Below are 16,644 nucleotides of genomic sequence, written 5' to 3'. Positions count from 1 at the left end.
AGGCTTTTGTGGGAGCGAGCCTGCTCGCGATGACGGTCGGTCAGTCAATATTGATGTTGAGTGTCACACCGCTATCGCGAGCAGGCTCGCTCCCACAGGGTTTGCGCGCTTCATCCATGAAACCTGCCATTGAAATCCGCCGTAGGGCGCAACGCCCGGGCGTAACAGAACAGGAACAGATTGCGCACCAGTTCCTTGAGCACCAGCGGCTCGCTGGAATTGAGGCTGTTGAGGTCCAGATCCCCCTGGTCCTGCAGTTCGTTCAGGGCTTCTTCTTCAAGCACCGCACAGACTTCCCCGGTTTCCCGATGCAGGATTCTCAGGTAAGGGTGTGGGCGGTCCAGCCAGGCATCGATCAAATAAGTCATGGTTCTCATCTCCTTGATGGGCGTTATGAGAATAATTCTTATTCGCTAAATAGCAAGGCTCTATTGGTTTTCGAATTGTTTTTCTGACGGTGGGTTGCGGCAGCTCAATCGGCTCGCGCTTGGCTCGGAGGCGTAAACGGGGGGTGGAGCGGGGAGGGTGAAGCACCATCCCACGCGGGGCGTGGGATGGAATACGCACGGCTCAGACTTTTCTGACGAACTCGGACTTGAGCTTCATCGGGCCGATGCCGTCGATCTTGCAGTCGATGTCGTGATCACCATCGCACAAACGGATGTTCTTGACCTTGGTGCCCACCTTGACCACCAGCGACGTGCCTTTGACCTTCAGGTCCTTGATCACGGTGATGGTGTCGCCGTCCTGCAGGACATTGCCGACCGAATCCTTCTTCACCGTCTCATCGGACGCCGTTTCAGCGTCACCGCTGGCAGACCATTCGTGGGCACACTCCGGGCAGACCAGTTGAGTACCGTCTTCGTAGGTGTATTCGGAATTGCATTTCGGGCAGGGAGGCAACGTGCTCACTAAGGTTCCTTGGGTATCAGGAGGGTAAAAGGGCGCACATTATATAGGGTTTTAGGCCGCGAAGGGCAGGGCAGTGAAATACCCTTGTGGGAGCGAGCTTGCTCGCGATAGCGGTCTGCCAATCAGCATCAAGCTTACTGACCCAACGCTATCGCGAGCAAGCTCGCTCCCACAGGGGCTTCATGCCATCAATGGGTGCGAGCCACCGCAAACTCGCTCAGTTCCACCAGCGCATCGCGGTATTCGCTGGCCGGCAGGGCGTCGAGGCATTTGATCGCGCGGGCGACGTAGTCACGGGCCAGGTTCGCGGTGTAGTCCAGCGAGCCGGAGGCTTCAACCGCTTCCCGGATGCTCTCCAGGTCTTCGATCCCGCCTTTCTGGATCGCCTGGCGTACCAGTGCTGCCTGCTCAGGGGTGCCTTCGCGCATGGTGTAGATCAGCGGCAGGGTCGGCTTGCCTTCGGCCAGGTCGTCCCCGACGTTCTTGCCCAAAGTCTCGGCGTCGCCCTTGTAGTCCAGCAGGTCGTCCACCAACTGGAAGGCCACGCCCAGGTGATCGCCAAAGGTGCGCAACGCTTCGCTTTGCTCGGCGCTGGCGCCGGCCAGGGCGGCGGCGCTGTGGGTCGAGGCTTCGAAGAGCATCGCCGTCTTGCCGCGGATGACTTCCATATAGGTTTCTTCCGTGGTGCTGGCGTCGCGCACCTTGGACAGCTGCAGCACTTCGCCTTCGGCGATGATGCGCGTGGCCTGGGACAGGATCTTCATCACCGGCATCGAGCCCAGCTCGACCATCATTTCGAACGAGCGCGAATACAGGAAGTCGCCCACCAGCACGCTTGGGGCGTTGCCCCACATGGCGTTGGCGGTCGAGCGGCCGCGGCGCATGCCGGACATGTCGACCACGTCGTCATGCAGCAGGGTCGCGGTGTGCAGGAATTCGATGGTGGCGGCCAGCAGGCGCATGTCGTCGCCTTCGCGGCCCAAGGCCTTGCCACACAACAGCACCAACAAAGGACGCAGGCGTTTGCCCCCGGCCGAAGTAATGTAATCGCCGATTTTCGATACCAGCGGCACTCGGGAAGTCAGCTGCTTCTTGATGATGCCGTCGACGGCGCTAAAATCGTCCGCCACCGCGCGGTAGAAAGCTTGGGGTTGCATCAGCGACAGGTGCTCCAGAAGGGTTGCGCGGCATGCTAGGACCCACGCCTGGGCCTGTCAAGGCGCGATGGACGGCCTCTTGCAAGGCGCTTGCGGCTTGCGTACAATCGCGCACCCTGAACTTCCTGGGCAGCACCTGCCTTACGCAATTGCATCCGGGCCTTCCAGCCCATGCAGCCATGCCAGCCAATACCTCTTCTTATAAAGCGCTGGGTGAGCAGGATTATCGGAGAAATACCATGTCGTACGCAGTAATTGTTACTGGTGGCAAGCAATACAAGGTCGCCCCAGGTGAATACCTGAAGATCGAAAAACTGGAAATCGCTACTGGCGAATCCGTGACTTTTGATCGCGTTCTGTTGGTCGCCAATGGCGATGACGTGAATATCGGCGCTCCAGTCGTTGCTGGCGCTACCGTTGTGGCTGAAGTGATCTCCCAAGGTCGTCACGATAAAGTCCGCATCATCAAGTTCCGTCGCCGTAAGCACCACATGAAGCGTATGGGCCACCGCCAGTGGTACACCGAGATCAAAATCACCGGTATTCAGGCTTAATTTCAGCCTAATTCCTCACTAGGAGAATTGAACTCATGGCACACAAAAAAGCTGGTGGTAGTACCCGTAACGGTCGCGACTCAGAAGCCAAACGCCTTGGCGTCAAGATGTATGGCGGCCAGGCTATCAAAGCGGGCAACATCATCGTGCGTCAGCGCGGCACCCAATTCCACGCTGGCTACGGCGTAGGCATGGGTAAGGATCACACCCTCTTCGCTAAAGTCGAAGGCGTGATCAAGTTCGAAGTAAAAGGCGCCTTCGGTCGTCGTTACGTAAGCGTTATCGCAGCTTAATTGCGAGACCGCTGGAAAAGCCCTGTCTTGCGACGGGGCTTTTTCGTTTGTGGGGTGAGTCTCTTGCAAAACTGTTTGTATGGGCTGTCGGCGCTGCGGTTGGGGCGTGTCATCAGGTCGCTGCGCTCATTTTTGCAAGAGTCTTATGTCTTGTTTTTTTGGCTCGTCCGTATGGCGAGAGGCGTGTGTCATGAAGTTTGTTGATGAAGTATCGATTCGAGTAAAGGCCGGCGACGGCGGCAATGGTTGCATGAGTTTCCGTCGAGAAAAATTCATTGAGAACGGTGGTCCGAACGGTGGTGACGGCGGCGATGGCGGCTCGATCTACATGCTCGCCGACGAAAACCTCAACACCCTGGTGGACTACCGTTATACCCGTCACTTCGATGCCGAGCGTGGCTCCAACGGCGGCAGCACAGACTGCACCGGCAAAAAGGGCGAAGACCTGATCCTGCGCGTGCCGGTCGGCACCACGGTGATCGACTCCGCCACCCAGGAAGTCATTGGCGACCTGACCAAGGCTGGCCAGCGTCTGCTGGTGGCACATGGTGGCTGGCACGGTCTGGGTAACACCCGTTTCAAGTCCAGTACCAACCGTGCGCCGCGCCAGACCACGCCAGGCAAGCCGGGCGAGCAGCGTGACCTGAAGCTGGAAATGAAAGTGCTGGCCGACGTGGGCCTGCTGGGTCTGCCGAACGCAGGCAAGAGCACCTTCATTCGCTCGGTATCGGCAGCCAAGCCGAAAGTCGCCGATTACCCGTTCACCACTCTGGTGCCGAACCTGGGCGTGGTCAGTGTCGACCGCTGGAAGAGCTTTGTGGTTGCGGACATTCCGGGGCTGATCGAAGGTGCGTCCGATGGCGCCGGCCTGGGGATTCGCTTCCTCAAGCACTTGTCCCGTACCCGGCTGTTGCTGCACCTCGTGGACATGGCGCCGCTGGATGAAACCAGTGCTGCTGATGCGGCCGAAGTCATTGTCAGCGAGCTGACCAAGTTCAGCCCGGCCCTGGCAGAGCGTGATCGCTGGTTGGTGCTGAACAAGTGCGACCAGATCCTCGAAGAAGAGCACGAGGAGCGGGTCAAGGAAATCGTCGATCGCCTGGAGTGGGAAGGTCCGGTCTACGTGATCTCGGCCATTGCCAAAGAAGGCACCGAGCGCCTGTGCCACGACATCATGCGTTACATGGAAGATCGTGCCGATCGCCTGGCCAATGACCCTGCCTACAAGGAAGAACTGGCCGAGCTCGATCAGCGTATCGAAGACGAGGCGCGTGCTCAGTTGCAGGCGCTGGATGATCAGCGTGCCCTGCGTCGTAGCGGCGTGAAGTCGGTCCATGACATCGGTGACGACGATTGGGACGAAGAAGACGTGGATGACGAAGACGGTCCGGAAATCATCTACGTTCGCGACTGATCGTGTGCTGATGTCACTCAGTTGAAGCCAGGACCTGTGGGAGCGAGCTTGCTCGCGATAGCGGTGTGACAGCCGGTATCAATATTGCTGACCCAATGCAATCGCGAGCAAGCTCGCTCCCACAGGTTTAAGTGTTTCAGCGCGGTGTTATCATCGCAACCAGCCGGTTTCCAAGGCGCCGCTCATTCGAGCGGCGTTTTGGTATCTGTAAAACGCAAATACGAATAATCCCATGGGCGGTGCTGGGTCGCGCCGTTCGCTGGCAAAGGTTGAAGATGATGCGGAGCAAGGTGACGGGTGCGCAGCGCTGGGTCGTGAAGATCGGCAGCGCATTGCTGACGGCGGATGGCAAGGGCCTGGATCGCAAGGCAATGGCGGTGTGGGTCGAGCAGATGGTGGCTTTGCATGAGGCTGGCGTCGAACTGGTCTTGGTCTCTTCGGGGGCTGTAGCCGCTGGCATGAGCCGGTTGGGCTGGACATCGCGACCCAGCGCGATGCACGAGTTGCAGGCCGCTGCCGCCATCGGTCAGATGGGGCTGGTGCAGGCCTGGGAGTCGAGCTTTGCCGAGCACGGTCGCCATACGGCGCAGATCCTGCTGACTCATGACGACCTGTCCGACCGCAAGCGCTACCTCAATGCCCGCAGTACCTTGCGGGCGCTGGTCGAGCTGAAAGTCATCCCGGTGATCAACGAAAACGACACTGTGGTTACCGACGAGATTCGTTTCGGCGACAACGACACCCTGGCCGCGTTAGTGGCGAACCTGGTGGAAGCGGACCTGCTGGTGATTCTCACGGATCGCGACGGCATGTTCGACGCCGACCCGCGCAACAATCCTGATGCCAAGCTGATCTACGAAGCCCGTGCCGATGATCCGGCGCTGGACGCGGTGGCAGGCGGTACCGGTGGTGCGCTGGGGCGTGGCGGCATGCAGACCAAGCTGCGCGCCGCCCGTCTGGCTGCTCGCTCCGGGGCTCACACCATCATTGTCGGTGGTCGGCTGGAGCGAGTGCTGGATCGCCTGAAGGCGGGCGAGCGCATCGGCACATTGTTGTCCCCTGAGCGCGGCATGCTGGCGGCGCGCAAGCAATGGCTGGCCGGGCATCTGCAAACCCGTGGCACGCTGGTGCTGGATGCGGGGGCGGTGTCGGCGCTGTCCCAAGGCAATAAAAGTCTGCTGCCGGTGGGCGTGAAGCTGGTCCAGGGCAGTTTTCGTCGCGGCGAAATGGTGGTGTGCGTGGCGCCGGATGGTCGCGAAATCGCTCGCGGCCTGGCCAACTACAGCGCGCTCGAAGCACAAAAAATCATCGGTCAATCGTCTGATGCGATTGTCGGTCTGTTGGGTTACATGGCCGAGCCAGAGCTGGTTCACCGTGACAACCTGATTCTCGTCTAAGGAAAAATCATGGGTTTGGCAAAAGGATTGATCGGCTTGCTGGTGGCATTGCCGCTGCTGGCCTCGGCCGAGGAAATTGGCCAAGTGTCGACGGTGTTCAAGTTTGTCGGGCCAAATGACCGGATCGTCGTTGAGGCCTTCGATGATCCGAAGGTGGACGGGGTGACGTGTTATCTGTCCCGGGCCAAGACCGGTGGTGTGAAGGGCGGCCTGGGTCTGGCTGAGGATCGCGCCGAGGCATCCATTGCCTGCCGCCAGGTCGGCCCCATCAGCTTCAAGGGGGAGCTCAAGGACGGCGAGGAGGTGTTCAGGGAGCGCACGTCGTTGGTATTCAAGACCATGCAGGTGGTGCGCTTCCTCGACAAGAAGCGTAATACGCTGGTGTACCTGGTCTACAGCGACCGTGTGATCGAAGGCAGTCCGCAGAATGCGGTGACGGCGATCCCGATCCTGCCGTGGGCTCGTACCCAATAACCTGAGGCAAATCCCAGTGTGGGAGCGAGCCTGCTCGCGATAGCTATATAACAGTCAACTTGTATTGAGTGTTAGTCAGCTATCGCGAGCAGGCTCGCTCCCACATTTTTTTGCGGTATGTGTGGTAAATCCCAGGCAATAAAAAACCGACCCTAAGGTCGGTTTTTTAACGAGCGCGTCGCTTAGGCAGCAGCGGCAACGTTCAGGGCCTTTACGTGGCCATTCAGGCGGCTCTTATGGCGAGCAGCCTTGTTCTTGTGGATGATGCCTTTATCGGCCATACGGTCGATAACTGGCACAGCCAGAACGTAAGCAGCTTGTGCTTTTTCAGCGTCTTTTGCGTCGATGGCCTTAACTACGTTTTTGATGTAGGTACGGACCATGGAACGCAGGCTGGCGTTGTGGCTGCGACGCTTCTCAGCCTGTTTTGCACGTTTTTTGGCGGAAGGTGTGTTGGCCACCGTCGAGCTCCTCGAAAGACTTTTTAGGAAATAGCAAACAAAATAGGCCGCGAATCATGCCGATGAGTTGATGTCTTGTCAAGGGCGGGTGACGCGTTCCGCTGAATGGCAGGTACAACGCACCGGATGATTTCTTTCCGGCGTGCGACCTGTAAACTCGCGGGCTTTGGCTCTGCACTGTTTAGCGGCGCGGAGTATCGCATAAGTGGGCGCGTTGTTCGCCTGCTGTTTATCGACAGGCAAAAACTCTTTTCATGAATCTGCTCAAATCGTTGGCTGCCGTCAGCTCTATCACGATGCTTTCACGCGTCCTGGGGTTCGTTCGTGACACGCTGATCGCTCGGATATTCGGTGCCGGGATGGCCACCGACGCCTTCTTCATCGCCTTCAAGTTGCCCAATCTGTTGCGGCGAATCTTCGCCGAAGGGGCGTTTTCCCAAGCCTTCGTACCGATCCTGGCGGAATATAAAAGCCAGAAAGGCGACGAAGCGACCCGCACGTTCATTGCCTACGTCACGGGTTTGCTGACGCTGGTGCTGGCGCTGGTTACGGTCGCCGGCATGCTCGCCGCGCCCTGGGTGATCTGGGCCACGGCTCCGGGTTTTACCGATACCCCGGAAAAATTCCAGCTCACCTCGGACCTGTTGCGGGTGACCTTTCCTTATATATTGCTGATTTCCCTGTCGTCCCTGGCCGGGGCGATCCTCAATACCTGGAACCGTTTCTCGGTGCCAGCCTTCGTGCCGACCCTGCTCAACGTCAGCATGATCGTCTTTGCGGTGTTCCTGACACCGTACTTCGACCCGCCGGTGATGGCACTTGGTTGGGCGGTGCTGGTGGGTGGCCTGGCGCAGTTGCTGTATCAGCTGCCTCACCTGAAGAAAATCGGCATGCTGGTGCTGCCGCGCCTGAATCTGCGCGACAGCGGCGTGTGGCGGGTGATGAAGCAGATGTTGCCGGCGATCCTCGGGGTTTCGGTGAGTCAGATTTCCCTGATCATCAACACCATTTTCGCCTCGTTCCTGGTGGCCGGCTCGGTGTCGTGGATGTACTACGCCGACCGCCTCATGGAGTTGCCGTCCGGTGTGTTGGGCGTGGCCCTGGGCACGATCCTGTTGCCGACCCTGGCCAAGACTTACGCCAGCCAGGACCGCCAGGAGTACTCGCGCATCCTCGACTGGGGCCTGCGCCTGTGCTTCGTGCTGGTGTTGCCTTGTGCCCTGGCGCTGGGCATCCTGGCCGAGCCGCTGACCGTCTCGTTGTTCCAGTACGGCCAGTTCAACGCTTTTGACGCGCTGATGACCCAGCGTGCGCTGATCGCTTACTCGGTGGGCTTGCTCGGGATCATTGTGATCAAGGTGCTGGCGCCAGGCTTCTACGCCCAGCAGAACATTCGCACGCCGGTGAAAATCGCCATTTTTACCCTGGTGATGACCCAATTGTTCAACCTGTTGCTGATCGGCCCGCTGGCCCACGCTGGCCTGGCCCTGGCGATCAGTGCCGGCGCGTGCCTCAACGCCGGGCTGCTGTTTTACCAACTGCGCAAGCAGAAGATGTATCAGCCGCAGCCGGGCTGGGGCAAGTTCGGCCTCAAGCTGCTGGTGGCCGTGGGGGTGATGTCGGCGGTGCTGCTGGGGGCGATGCATTTCATGCCAGCCTGGGGTGAAGGACAGATGCTCGAGCGTTTCCTGCGCCTGGGTGTACTGGTCGCGGCGGGTGTGGTGGCGTATTTCGGCATGCTGCTGCTGATGGGCTTTCGCCTGCGCGACTTCAACCGCAAGGGCTTGAGCTGAGGGGTTTACCCTCGATAATCCCGGGCCGGGCAGTGGTTTTGTCGGCTCGATCACTTTGGGTTACGGTGTTGCCTGTCGTCGGCCGCCGGGTGTGGTTATAATCGGCCACTTTATGAGCAAGAAGCGCGTTATGCAGCTGGTTCGAGGCCTCCACAACCTGCGCCCCCAGCATCGGGGCTGTGTCGCCACTATTGGCAACTTTGACGGTGTTCACCGTGGCCACCAGGCTATCCTGGCGCGGTTGCGCGAGCGTGCCCAGGAATTGGGCGTGCCCAGTTGCGTGGTGATCTTCGAGCCGCAACCCCGGGAGTTTTTCGCCCCGGACACCGCGCCGGCCCGTCTGGCCCGGCTGCGGGACAAGCTGCATCTGCTGGCCGCCGAAGGCGTCGACCGGGTCTTGTGCCTGGCCTTCAATCAGCGCCTGAGCAAACTCAGTGCCGCCGAATTCGTCGAGACCATCCTGGTGGGCGGTCTGGACATAAAACATCTGGAAGTCGGTGATGATTTCCGTTTCGGCTGCGACCGGGCAGGGGATTTCGATTACCTGCAACAGGCCGGCAAGGCCCGGGGCTTTACCGTCGAAGCGGCGCAGACCGTCGAGATGGATGGCATGCGCGTCAGCAGTACCCAGGTCCGCAATGCCCTGGCGGCTGCCGACTTCGAATTGGCCGAGCGTTTGCTCGGCCGGCCATACCGGATTGCCGGACGGATCCTGCACGGGCAGAAACTGGCGCGCCAACTGGGCACGCCGACGGCCAACGTGCAACTCAAGCGTCGTCGTGTACCGCTGACCGGGGTGTTCCTGGTGAGTGTCGAGATCGACGGCAAGACCTGGCCCGGTGTCGCCAATATCGGCGTCCGGCCCACGGTCCAAGGGGATGGCAAGGCCCACCTCGAAGTACATGTTCTGGATTTTGCCGGCGATCTGTATGACCGGCGTTTGACGGTGGTTTTCCACCAAAAGCTGCGTGAAGAGCAGCGTTTTGCCTCTCTGGAGGCGCTCAAGACGGCGATCCATGCAGATATCGCCGCCGCCCGTGCCCTTGTCGCAACCAGCGCCAATCGCTAATGAAGAGCCTTAAATGACCGACTATAAAGCCACGCTAAACCTTCCGGACACCGCCTTCCCTATGAAGGCCGGCCTGCCTCAGCGCGAACCACAGATTCTGCAGCGTTGGGACAGCATTGGCCTGTACGGAAAGTTGCGCGAGATTGGCAAGGATCGTCCGAAGTTCGTCCTGCACGACGGCCCTCCGTACGCCAACGGCACGATCCACATCGGTCACGCGTTGAACAAGATTCTCAAGGACATGATCGTGCGCTCCAAGACCCTGTCGGGTTTCGACGCGCCGTATATCCCGGGCTGGGATTGCCATGGCCTGCCGATCGAGCACAAGGTTGAAGTGACCCACGGCAAGAACCTGGGCGCGGACAAGACTCGCGAATTGTGTCGTGCCTACGCCACCGAGCAGATCGAAGGGCAGAAGTCCGAATTCATCCGCCTCGGCGTGCTGGGCGACTTCGCCAACCCTTACAAGACCATGGACTTCAAAAACGAAGCCGGCGAAATCCGGGCCTTGGCGAAAATCGTCGAGGGCGGCTTTGTGTTCAAGGGCCTCAAGCCCGTGAACTGGTGCTTCGATTGCGGTTCGGCCTTGGCCGAGGCGGAAGTCGAGTACGAAAACAAGAAGTCGTCGACCATCGACGTCGCGTTCCCGATCGCCGATGAAGACAAGCTCGCCGCCGCTTTCGGCCTGGGCAAGCTGAGCAAACCGGCGTCGATCGTGATCTGGACCACCACCCCGTGGACCATCCCGGCCAACCAGGCGTTGAACGTTCACCCGGAATTCAACTACGCCCTGGTCGATGTTGGCGACAAGCTGCTGGTATTGGCCGAAGAACTGGTCGAGTCCTGCCTGGCCCGCTACAACCTCGAAGGCTCGGTGCTGGCTACCGCGCCAGGTTCGACGCTGGAACTGATCAATTTCCGTCATCCGTTCTATGACCGCCTGTCGCCGGTGTACCTGGCCGACTACGTAGAGCTGGGCGCAGGCACTGGTGTGGTTCACTCCGCGCCGGCCTATGGCGTTGACGACTTCGTGACCTGCAAGAAGTACGGCATGGTCAACGACGACATCCTCAACCCGGTACAGAGCAATGGCGTGTACGTGCCGTCGCTGGAGTTCTTTGGCGGCCAGTTCATCTGGAAAGCCAACCCGGCCATCGTCGACAAACTGACCGAAGTCGGCGCGCTGCTGCACACCACCGTCATCGAACACAGCTACATGCACTGCTGGCGCCACAAGACTCCGCTGATCTACCGCGCCACCGCGCAGTGGTTCATCGGCATGGACAAGCAGCCAGCCACTGGCGACACCCTGCGCCAGCGCTCCCTCAAAGCCATTGAGGACACCAAGTTCGTGCCGGCCTGGGGCCAGGCGCGGCTGCACTCGATGATCGCCAACCGTCCTGACTGGTGCATCTCCCGCCAGCGTAACTGGGGCGTACCGATCCCGTTCTTCCTGAACAAGGAAAGCGGCGAACTGCACCCTCGCACCGTCGAGCTGATGGAAGAGGTGGCCAAGCGCGTCGAAGTCGAAGGCATCGAAGCCTGGTTCAAGATGGACGCCGCCGAACTGTTGGGCGACGAAGCGCCGCTGTACGACAAGATCAGCGACACCCTGGACGTCTGGTTCGATTCCGGCACCACTCACTGGCATGTGCTGCGTGGCTCGCACCCGATGGGCCATGAAGCCGGTCCGCGTGCTGACCTGTACCTGGAAGGTTCGGACCAGCACCGCGGCTGGTTCCACTCCTCGTTGCTGACCGGTTGCGCCATCGACAACCACGCACCGTATCGCGAGTTGCTGACCCACGGCTTCACCGTCGATGAGTCCGGCCGCAAGATGTCCAAGTCCCTGGGCAACGTGATCGCCCCGCAGAAGGTCAACGACACCCTGGGCGCCGACATCATGCGCTTGTGGGTCGCCTCCACCGACTATTCCGGGGAGATGGCCGTTTCCGAGCAGATCCTGCAGCGCAGCGCGGACGCCTACCGGCGGATCCGTAACACCGCGCGCTTCCTGCTCTCGAACCTGACCGGTTTCAACCCGGCCACCGACCTGCTGCCGGCCGAAGAAATGCTCGCGCTGGACCGCTGGGCCGTGGACCGTACCCTGCTGCTGCAACGCGAATTGCAGGAGCATTACGGTGAGTACCGTTTCTGGAACGTCTACTCCAAGATCCACAACTTCTGCGTGCAGGAGCTGGGTGGTTTCTACCTCGACATCATCAAGGACCGTCAGTACACCACTGGCGCCAACAGCAAGGCGCGCCGTTCGTGCCAGACCGCGCTGTTCCACATCAGCGAAGCGCTGGTGCGCTGGATCGCGCCGATCCTGGCATTTACCGCCGACGAGCTGTGGCAGTACCTGCCGGGCGAGCGCAACGAGTCGGTGATGCTCAACACCTGGTACGAAGGCCTGACCGAACTGCCGCAAGGTTTCGAGCTGGACCGTACCTATTGGGACCGGATCATGGCGGTCAAGGCGGCGGTCAACAAGGAAATGGAGATCCAGCGCGCGGCCAAGGCCGTCGGTGGCAACCTGCAGGCCGAAGTGACGCTCTACGCCGAAGAAGCCCTGAGTGCCGATCTGGCCAAGCTGAGCAACGAGCTGCGTTTCGTGCTGATCACTTCCACCGCCAGTGTCGCACCGTTGGTGCAGGCGCCGGCCGATGCGGTCGTCACTGAAGTCAGCGGCCTGAAGCTGAAGATCGTCAAGTCGAACCACACCAAGTGTGCCCGTTGCTGGCACTGCCGCGAAGACGTCGGCGTGAATCCGGAGCATCCGGAGATCTGCGGCCGTTGCGTCGACAACATCAGCGGCACTGGTGAGGTTCGTCACTATGCCTAGTGCGTCTAACGTGGCGAGCCGTTTCGGCCGGCTGAGCTGGCTGTGGTTGAGCTTGCTGGTGCTGGTCATTGACCAGGCCAGCAAGTTCCACTTCGAAAACTCGCTGACCATGTACCAGCAGATCGTGGTCATCCCCGACTACTTCAGCTGGACCCTGGCTTACAACACGGGCGCGGCGTTCAGCTTCCTGGCCGACAGTTCGGGCTGGCAGCGCTGGCTGTTCGCCCTGATCGCTGTCGTGGTCAGCGGCGTGCTGGTGGTCTGGCTCAAACGCCTGGGTCGCGATGAGACCTGGCTGGCCGTGGCGCTGGCATTGGTGCTTGGGGGCGCGCTGGGCAATCTTTATGACCGGATTGCCTTGGGCCACGTGATCGATTTCATCCTGGTGCATTGGCAGAACCGCTGGTATTTCCCGGCGTTCAACTTTGCCGACAGCGCCATCACCGTGGGCGCCGTAATGCTCGCCCTGGACATGTTCAAGAGCAAGAAACCCGGAGAAGCCGTCCATGACTGAGCAGCGTATCGCTCAAAACACTGAAGTGAAGCTTCACTTCGCCCTGCACCTGGAAAACGGCGACACCGTCGACAGCACCTTTGACAAGGCTCCGGCCGTGTTCAAGGTTGGCGACGGCAACCTGCTGCCGGGCTTCGAGGCGGCGATCTTCGGTTTCAAGGCCGGTGACAAGCGCACCGTGGTGGTTCCACCGGAAAACGCCTTTGGTCAGCCCAACCCGCAAAACGTGCAGACCATGCCACGCTCGCAGTTCCAGGACATGGAACTGTCCGAAGGGTTGCTGGTGATCTTCAACGATGCGGCCAATACCGAACTGCCGGGCGTGGTGAAGGCGTTCGACGACGCCCAGGTGACCGTGGACTTCAACCATCCGTTGGCGGGCAAGACCTTGAATTTCGAAGTGGAAATCATCGACGTCAAGGCAGTTGAGATTTAACGGCAGTTACCGCCCCCACCATACCTGTGGGAGCGAGCCTGCTCGCGATGGCTGAATCACAGCCACCATCGAGTTGACTGTTCTGCCGCATCGCGAGCAGGCTCGCTCCCACAGACACGAGGCACAGCATGCAAATCAAACTCGCCAACCCCCGTGGCTTCTGCGCCGGCGTGGACCGGGCGATCGAAATCGTCAACCGCGCCCTGGAAGTCTTCGGGCCGCCCATCTATGTGCGCCATGAAGTGGTCCACAACAAATTTGTCGTCGAAGACCTGCGTAGCCGCGGGGCGATCTTCGTCGAGGAACTGGACCAGGTGCCAGACGACGTCATCGTGATCTTCAGTGCCCACGGGGTTTCCCAGGCAGTGCGTACCGAAGCCGCCGGCCGTGGCCTGAAGGTATTCGACGCGACCTGCCCCTTGGTGACCAAGGTCCATATCGAAGTGGCCCGTTACAGCCGTGACGGTCGTGAGTGCATCCTGATCGGCCACGAGGGCCATCCGGAAGTCGAAGGCACCATGGGCCAGTACGACGCCAGCAATGGTGGCGCGATCTACCTGGTCGAGGATGAAGAGGACGTCGCCGCCCTTCAGGTGCGTAACCCGGAAAAGCTGGCGTTTGTCACCCAGACCACCCTGTCCATGGACGATACCAGTCGAGTGATCGACGCCCTGCGTGCGCGCTTCCCGGCCATCGGTGGGCCACGCAAGGATGACATCTGCTACGCCACCCAGAATCGTCAGGATGCGGTCAAGCAACTGGCCGACGAGTGTGATGTCGTGCTGGTAGTCGGTAGCCCGAACAGCTCCAACTCCAATCGCCTGCGTGAGCTGGCCGAGCGCATGTCCACTCCGGCGTACCTGATCGACGGCGCTGAAGACATGCAGCGCAGCTGGTTTGACGGCGTCGAGCGTATCGGCATTACCGCCGGTGCTTCAGCGCCGGAAGTGTTGGTGCGCGGCGTGATCCAGCAACTGCAGGCCTGGGGGGCAACCGGTGCCGATGAATTGTCCGGTCGCGAGGAGAACGTCACCTTCTCCATGCCCAAGGAACTACGCGTGCGCTCCTTGCTTTGAGTCCATTTCGCACAAGGCCTGCTCGGTTTTCTCGCTGCGCAGGCTGACGCGGCCGCTGCGCGACAGGACCACCTGGTGGTGACTGACCGGCTTATGGTGTGCACAAACGTGTAACGTTCCCGCCTGAAATGCGCCGCTGGGCAGGAGCGGCTCCCCCTGGCTTGCGAATCTCACCGAGTGTTTTACCGGCCCGTTGCCAATGATTCGAGCATGGCGGCTGTGCTGCGTCAGCAGTGGCTGGTCATCGCCGTCCAGCATGATTTGCCAGCCCAGGCTCCAATCGTTGTCTATTCCTTGAATCGTCACTGTCCGATTGCGCGTGATTGCTTCGCTGCGGGCGCTGCGCAGACCGCTGGCCAGCAGCCGTGCGGCGTCGTCGCGGTCAGTGGATTCCACCAGGGCTTTGTATCCGGAACCGGCCCACGGCAGAACAATCGCGGCAATCGCCAGTCCCATGAGCAGTTCGATCAGGCTAAAGCCCTGTTGATACATGACGTCTCCTCCCTGGAGAGCTTGTTGTAGAGAGGGAGCAAGCTCCCTCGCCACAGGCAGTCGTTTGTTCTAGCGTGTAGAAGCAGGTATAGCCAATGGCGACGGAGGGCATCGATGGATCTTCGTACAAAAGGTTTCACGCTGATTGAGGTGCTGGTCGCCCTTGGCGTGCTGCTGCTCCTGATCACCCTGGCGGTACCGGCCCTTACCGGTTCGGTGCAGGGCACCAAGGCCGATACCGATATTGGCGACCTGCGCCGGGCACTGAACTTCGCCCGGATGACGGCGATCGACCGTGGTGTCACCACACGGATTCGCCCCACGGTCCAGGGCAGCGTATGGAGCAGCGAGCTGACGGTGTATGACAGTACTGGCGCTGAGCCCAATGTATTGCGGGTTGTTCCAGCGATGAGCAGCGGCGCGACTCTGACGCTAACCTCAGACGTGACCAGCATTGATTTCAACAACCTCGGCGGGTTGTCGGCACCGGCCACGCCGGTGACTTTCAATTATGTAAGGGGGGCGCAGAGCAGGACACTGAGTGTTTGCCTCAATGGACGAATCGTATTGGGTGGAAGTTGCGGATGAAGGGTTGCAGTAAACAGGCACAGGATGGCATGACACTGATCGAGGTGCTGGTGGCGGTGCTGATTCTTGGCGTGGGCTTGCTGGGAGCGGCGATGGTTCAGCTCAATGCCCTCAAATATACCGACAGCTCGCGCATGACCAGCCAGGCCAGCTTCATCGCCTACGACATGCTCGACCGCATTCGCGCCAACTCCGGCGCCGATTACACGGTCACGCCGCCCAGTTCACCCAATCTCAACGTAGCCCGGGACCAGGATCTCTACGATTTCAAGACCAACATCGTCAGCTTCGGCGGCGCCACGGCCACCGGCACTGTTGCGCTGCACCAGCGGGTCTACACCATTACCATCTCTTGGGACGACGCCCGGGCCGCCAACACGACCAACGCCGCCGAGGCTCGCCGCAGTTTCGTGCTGACCAGTCGCGTCGCCGTCGACCCACCCGGGGCGACGCCATGAACAGGCATTGCCGGGGATTCGGCCTGATTGAGCTGATGATCGCTTTGGTGCTCAGCCTGATTGTCGTGCTGGGTGTGGTGCAGATTTTCATCGCCGCCAAAAACACCTACGTCAGCCAGGGCGCGGCGGCGGTGATGCAGGAGGATGCGCGGTTCGCTCTGAGCAAGATGGTCCAGGAGCTTCGCATGGTGGGCATGTTCGGTTGCCTGGAGACCGTCCTCGACGCGTCCTCGGCGGGGGATTTCAATGCCAGCAAGGTCACGCCGATCAGTTGGGACAATGCCAATCTGAAGCTGACCCTGGTGACGACAGATGTCGGCAACAGCGGCGGCGTGCCGACCTGGACCGTCATCTCGGATTGTCGTAACACGGCGACCGCCTATACCGGGGCGCGGCTACCGGCGGCCGGGCAAATGGCGTTTCCGATACGGCGGCTGGTCTACAGTTTCAGCAATAACCAGTTGTTGATGGGCACCGGGGCTGGCAACCCGACCCAGGCGGTGCTGGTGGATAACGTCCGGGCATTCGATGTGACATTTGGGGTGGCCAGCAGCGCGACAGACATCGCGGCATCGAGCTACAGCCGCAACCCGAGCAATCCGGCCCTGATCCGCAGCGTGCGCCTGACCCTCACGCTCTTTGATCCGAAGAACAACGTGCGTGAGCAGACCTTCAACGTGGTTGCCGCTTTGCGCAACCGGCTTCTGTGAG

General features: G+C 60.4%; 19 protein-coding genes. 14 read left to right on the top strand and 5 right to left on the bottom strand.

What is annotated here, in order from left to right; translation table 11 throughout:
* Window positions 1-110 precede the first annotated feature (110 nt).
* The 3 genes from CRX69_RS23615 to CRX69_RS23605 form a co-directional block, all read right to left on the bottom strand.
* On the bottom strand, window positions 111-368 hold the full coding sequence (locus CRX69_RS23615) for a PA4570 family protein (protein WP_047230160.1): 258 nt from the start codon (window positions 366-368) through the stop codon (window positions 111-113).
* A gap of 202 nt (window positions 369-570) precedes the next feature.
* Window positions 571-912 carry a zinc ribbon domain-containing protein YjdM gene (locus CRX69_RS23610; RefSeq protein WP_047230161.1) on the bottom strand — a complete coding sequence of 114 codons (342 nt, stop codon included), beginning with the start codon at window positions 910-912 and terminating at the stop codon, window positions 571-573.
* A gap of 188 nt (window positions 913-1,100) precedes the next feature.
* Window positions 1,101-2,069 carry a polyprenyl synthetase family protein gene (locus tag CRX69_RS23605; protein ID WP_047230162.1) on the bottom strand — a complete coding sequence of 323 codons (969 nt, stop codon included), beginning with the start codon at window positions 2,067-2,069 and terminating at the stop codon, window positions 1,101-1,103.
* A 239-nt stretch (window positions 2,070-2,308) separates the two neighbouring features.
* On the opposite strand from CRX69_RS23605, the gene rplU reads away from it, so the two are divergent.
* The 5 genes from rplU to CRX69_RS23580 all read left to right on the top strand — a co-directional run bounded on the left by rplU (window position 2,309) and on the right by CRX69_RS23580 (window position 6,201).
* The gene (gene rplU, locus CRX69_RS23600; protein WP_003176051.1) at window positions 2,309-2,623 is read left to right on the top strand and encodes a 50S ribosomal protein L21; all 315 of its coding nucleotides are present in this window, start codon (window positions 2,309-2,311) and stop codon (window positions 2,621-2,623) included.
* 35 nt (window positions 2,624-2,658) lie between these two features.
* Window positions 2,659-2,916 (top strand): 50S ribosomal protein L27, encoded by a 258-nt coding sequence (rpmA, locus tag CRX69_RS23595; RefSeq protein WP_003205738.1) that lies wholly within the window; start codon window positions 2,659-2,661, stop codon window positions 2,914-2,916.
* A 190-nt stretch (window positions 2,917-3,106) separates the two neighbouring features.
* Complete coding sequence (gene cgtA / locus CRX69_RS23590; protein ID WP_047230163.1) at window positions 3,107-4,330, top strand: Obg family GTPase CgtA; 1,224 nt, start codon at window positions 3,107-3,109, stop codon at window positions 4,328-4,330.
* Between the two features lie 278 nt (window positions 4,331-4,608).
* Window positions 4,609-5,727: a glutamate 5-kinase gene (proB, locus tag CRX69_RS23585; protein ID WP_047230164.1), complete on the top strand. Its 1,119-nt coding sequence runs from the start codon at window positions 4,609-4,611 to the stop codon at window positions 5,725-5,727.
* Window positions 5,728-5,736: 9 nt separating this feature from the next.
* Window positions 5,737-6,201, top strand: coding sequence for a CreA family protein (locus CRX69_RS23580; protein ID WP_076386392.1), 465 nt, complete (start codon window positions 5,737-5,739; stop codon window positions 6,199-6,201).
* A 182-nt stretch (window positions 6,202-6,383) separates the two neighbouring features.
* Here the strand turns inward: CRX69_RS23580 and rpsT are convergent, their stop codons facing one another.
* Window positions 6,384-6,662: a 30S ribosomal protein S20 gene (gene rpsT, locus CRX69_RS23575; protein WP_003185593.1), complete on the bottom strand. Its 279-nt coding sequence runs from the start codon at window positions 6,660-6,662 to the stop codon at window positions 6,384-6,386.
* A gap of 254 nt (window positions 6,663-6,916) precedes the next feature.
* On the opposite strand from rpsT, the gene murJ reads away from it, so the two are divergent.
* The 6 genes from murJ (at window position 6,917) to ispH (ending at window position 14,395) form a co-directional block, all read left to right on the top strand.
* Window positions 6,917-8,455 carry a murein biosynthesis integral membrane protein MurJ gene (gene murJ, locus CRX69_RS23565; protein WP_076386390.1) on the top strand — a complete coding sequence of 513 codons (1,539 nt, stop codon included), beginning with the start codon at window positions 6,917-6,919 and terminating at the stop codon, window positions 8,453-8,455.
* A 130-nt stretch (window positions 8,456-8,585) separates the two neighbouring features.
* Window positions 8,586-9,524, top strand: coding sequence for a bifunctional riboflavin kinase/FAD synthetase (ribF, locus tag CRX69_RS23560; protein WP_047230167.1), 939 nt, complete (start codon window positions 8,586-8,588; stop codon window positions 9,522-9,524).
* A 13-nt stretch (window positions 9,525-9,537) separates the two neighbouring features.
* Entirely contained in the window at window positions 9,538-12,369 is a 2,832-nt protein-coding gene (gene ileS, locus CRX69_RS23555) for an isoleucine--tRNA ligase (RefSeq protein ID WP_076386388.1), read from the top strand.
* A complete protein-coding gene (gene lspA, locus CRX69_RS23550; RefSeq protein WP_047230169.1) occupies window positions 12,362-12,883 on the top strand; it encodes a signal peptidase II in 522 nt (173 codons plus the stop codon). The genes ileS and lspA overlap by 8 nt, the downstream gene beginning before the upstream one ends.
* Window positions 12,876-13,319 (top strand): FKBP-type peptidyl-prolyl cis-trans isomerase, encoded by a 444-nt coding sequence (fkpB, locus tag CRX69_RS23545; protein ID WP_047230170.1) that lies wholly within the window; start codon window positions 12,876-12,878, stop codon window positions 13,317-13,319. The genes lspA and fkpB overlap by 8 nt, the downstream gene beginning before the upstream one ends.
* A gap of 128 nt (window positions 13,320-13,447) precedes the next feature.
* The gene (gene ispH / locus CRX69_RS23540) at window positions 13,448-14,395 is read left to right on the top strand and encodes a 4-hydroxy-3-methylbut-2-enyl diphosphate reductase (RefSeq protein WP_047230171.1); all 948 of its coding nucleotides are present in this window, start codon (window positions 13,448-13,450) and stop codon (window positions 14,393-14,395) included.
* Here ispH and CRX69_RS23535 read toward each other — a convergent pair.
* Window positions 14,372-14,887 (bottom strand): GspH/FimT family pseudopilin, encoded by a 516-nt coding sequence (locus tag CRX69_RS23535; protein WP_076386386.1) that lies wholly within the window; start codon window positions 14,885-14,887, stop codon window positions 14,372-14,374. The genes ispH and CRX69_RS23535 overlap by 24 nt on opposite strands.
* Before the next feature lie 114 nt (window positions 14,888-15,001).
* On the opposite strand from CRX69_RS23535, the gene CRX69_RS23530 reads away from it, so the two are divergent.
* From CRX69_RS23530 to CRX69_RS23520, 3 genes are read left to right on the top strand one after another with little or no spacing between them, the layout of a single operon-like run.
* Window positions 15,002-15,475 (top strand): GspH/FimT family pseudopilin, encoded by a 474-nt coding sequence (locus CRX69_RS23530; protein WP_076386383.1) that lies wholly within the window; start codon window positions 15,002-15,004, stop codon window positions 15,473-15,475.
* A complete protein-coding gene (gene pilV / locus CRX69_RS23525) occupies window positions 15,472-15,933 on the top strand; it encodes a type IV pilus modification protein PilV (RefSeq protein ID WP_047230174.1) in 462 nt (153 codons plus the stop codon). Before CRX69_RS23530 ends, pilV begins: the two co-directional genes overlap by 4 nt.
* Window positions 15,930-16,643: a PilW family protein gene (locus CRX69_RS23520; RefSeq protein WP_076386381.1), complete on the top strand. Its 714-nt coding sequence runs from the start codon at window positions 15,930-15,932 to the stop codon at window positions 16,641-16,643. Before pilV ends, CRX69_RS23520 begins: the two co-directional genes overlap by 4 nt.
* Window position 16,644 lies beyond the last annotated feature (1 nt).

Source organism: Pseudomonas rhizophila (genome assembly GCF_003033885.1).
In the GTDB taxonomy this organism is placed as follows: Bacteria; Pseudomonadota; Gammaproteobacteria; order Pseudomonadales; family Pseudomonadaceae; genus Aquipseudomonas; species Aquipseudomonas rhizophila.
Note: the sequence above shows the minus strand (reverse complement) of the source record. Positions and strands in the feature narration are given on the sequence as shown.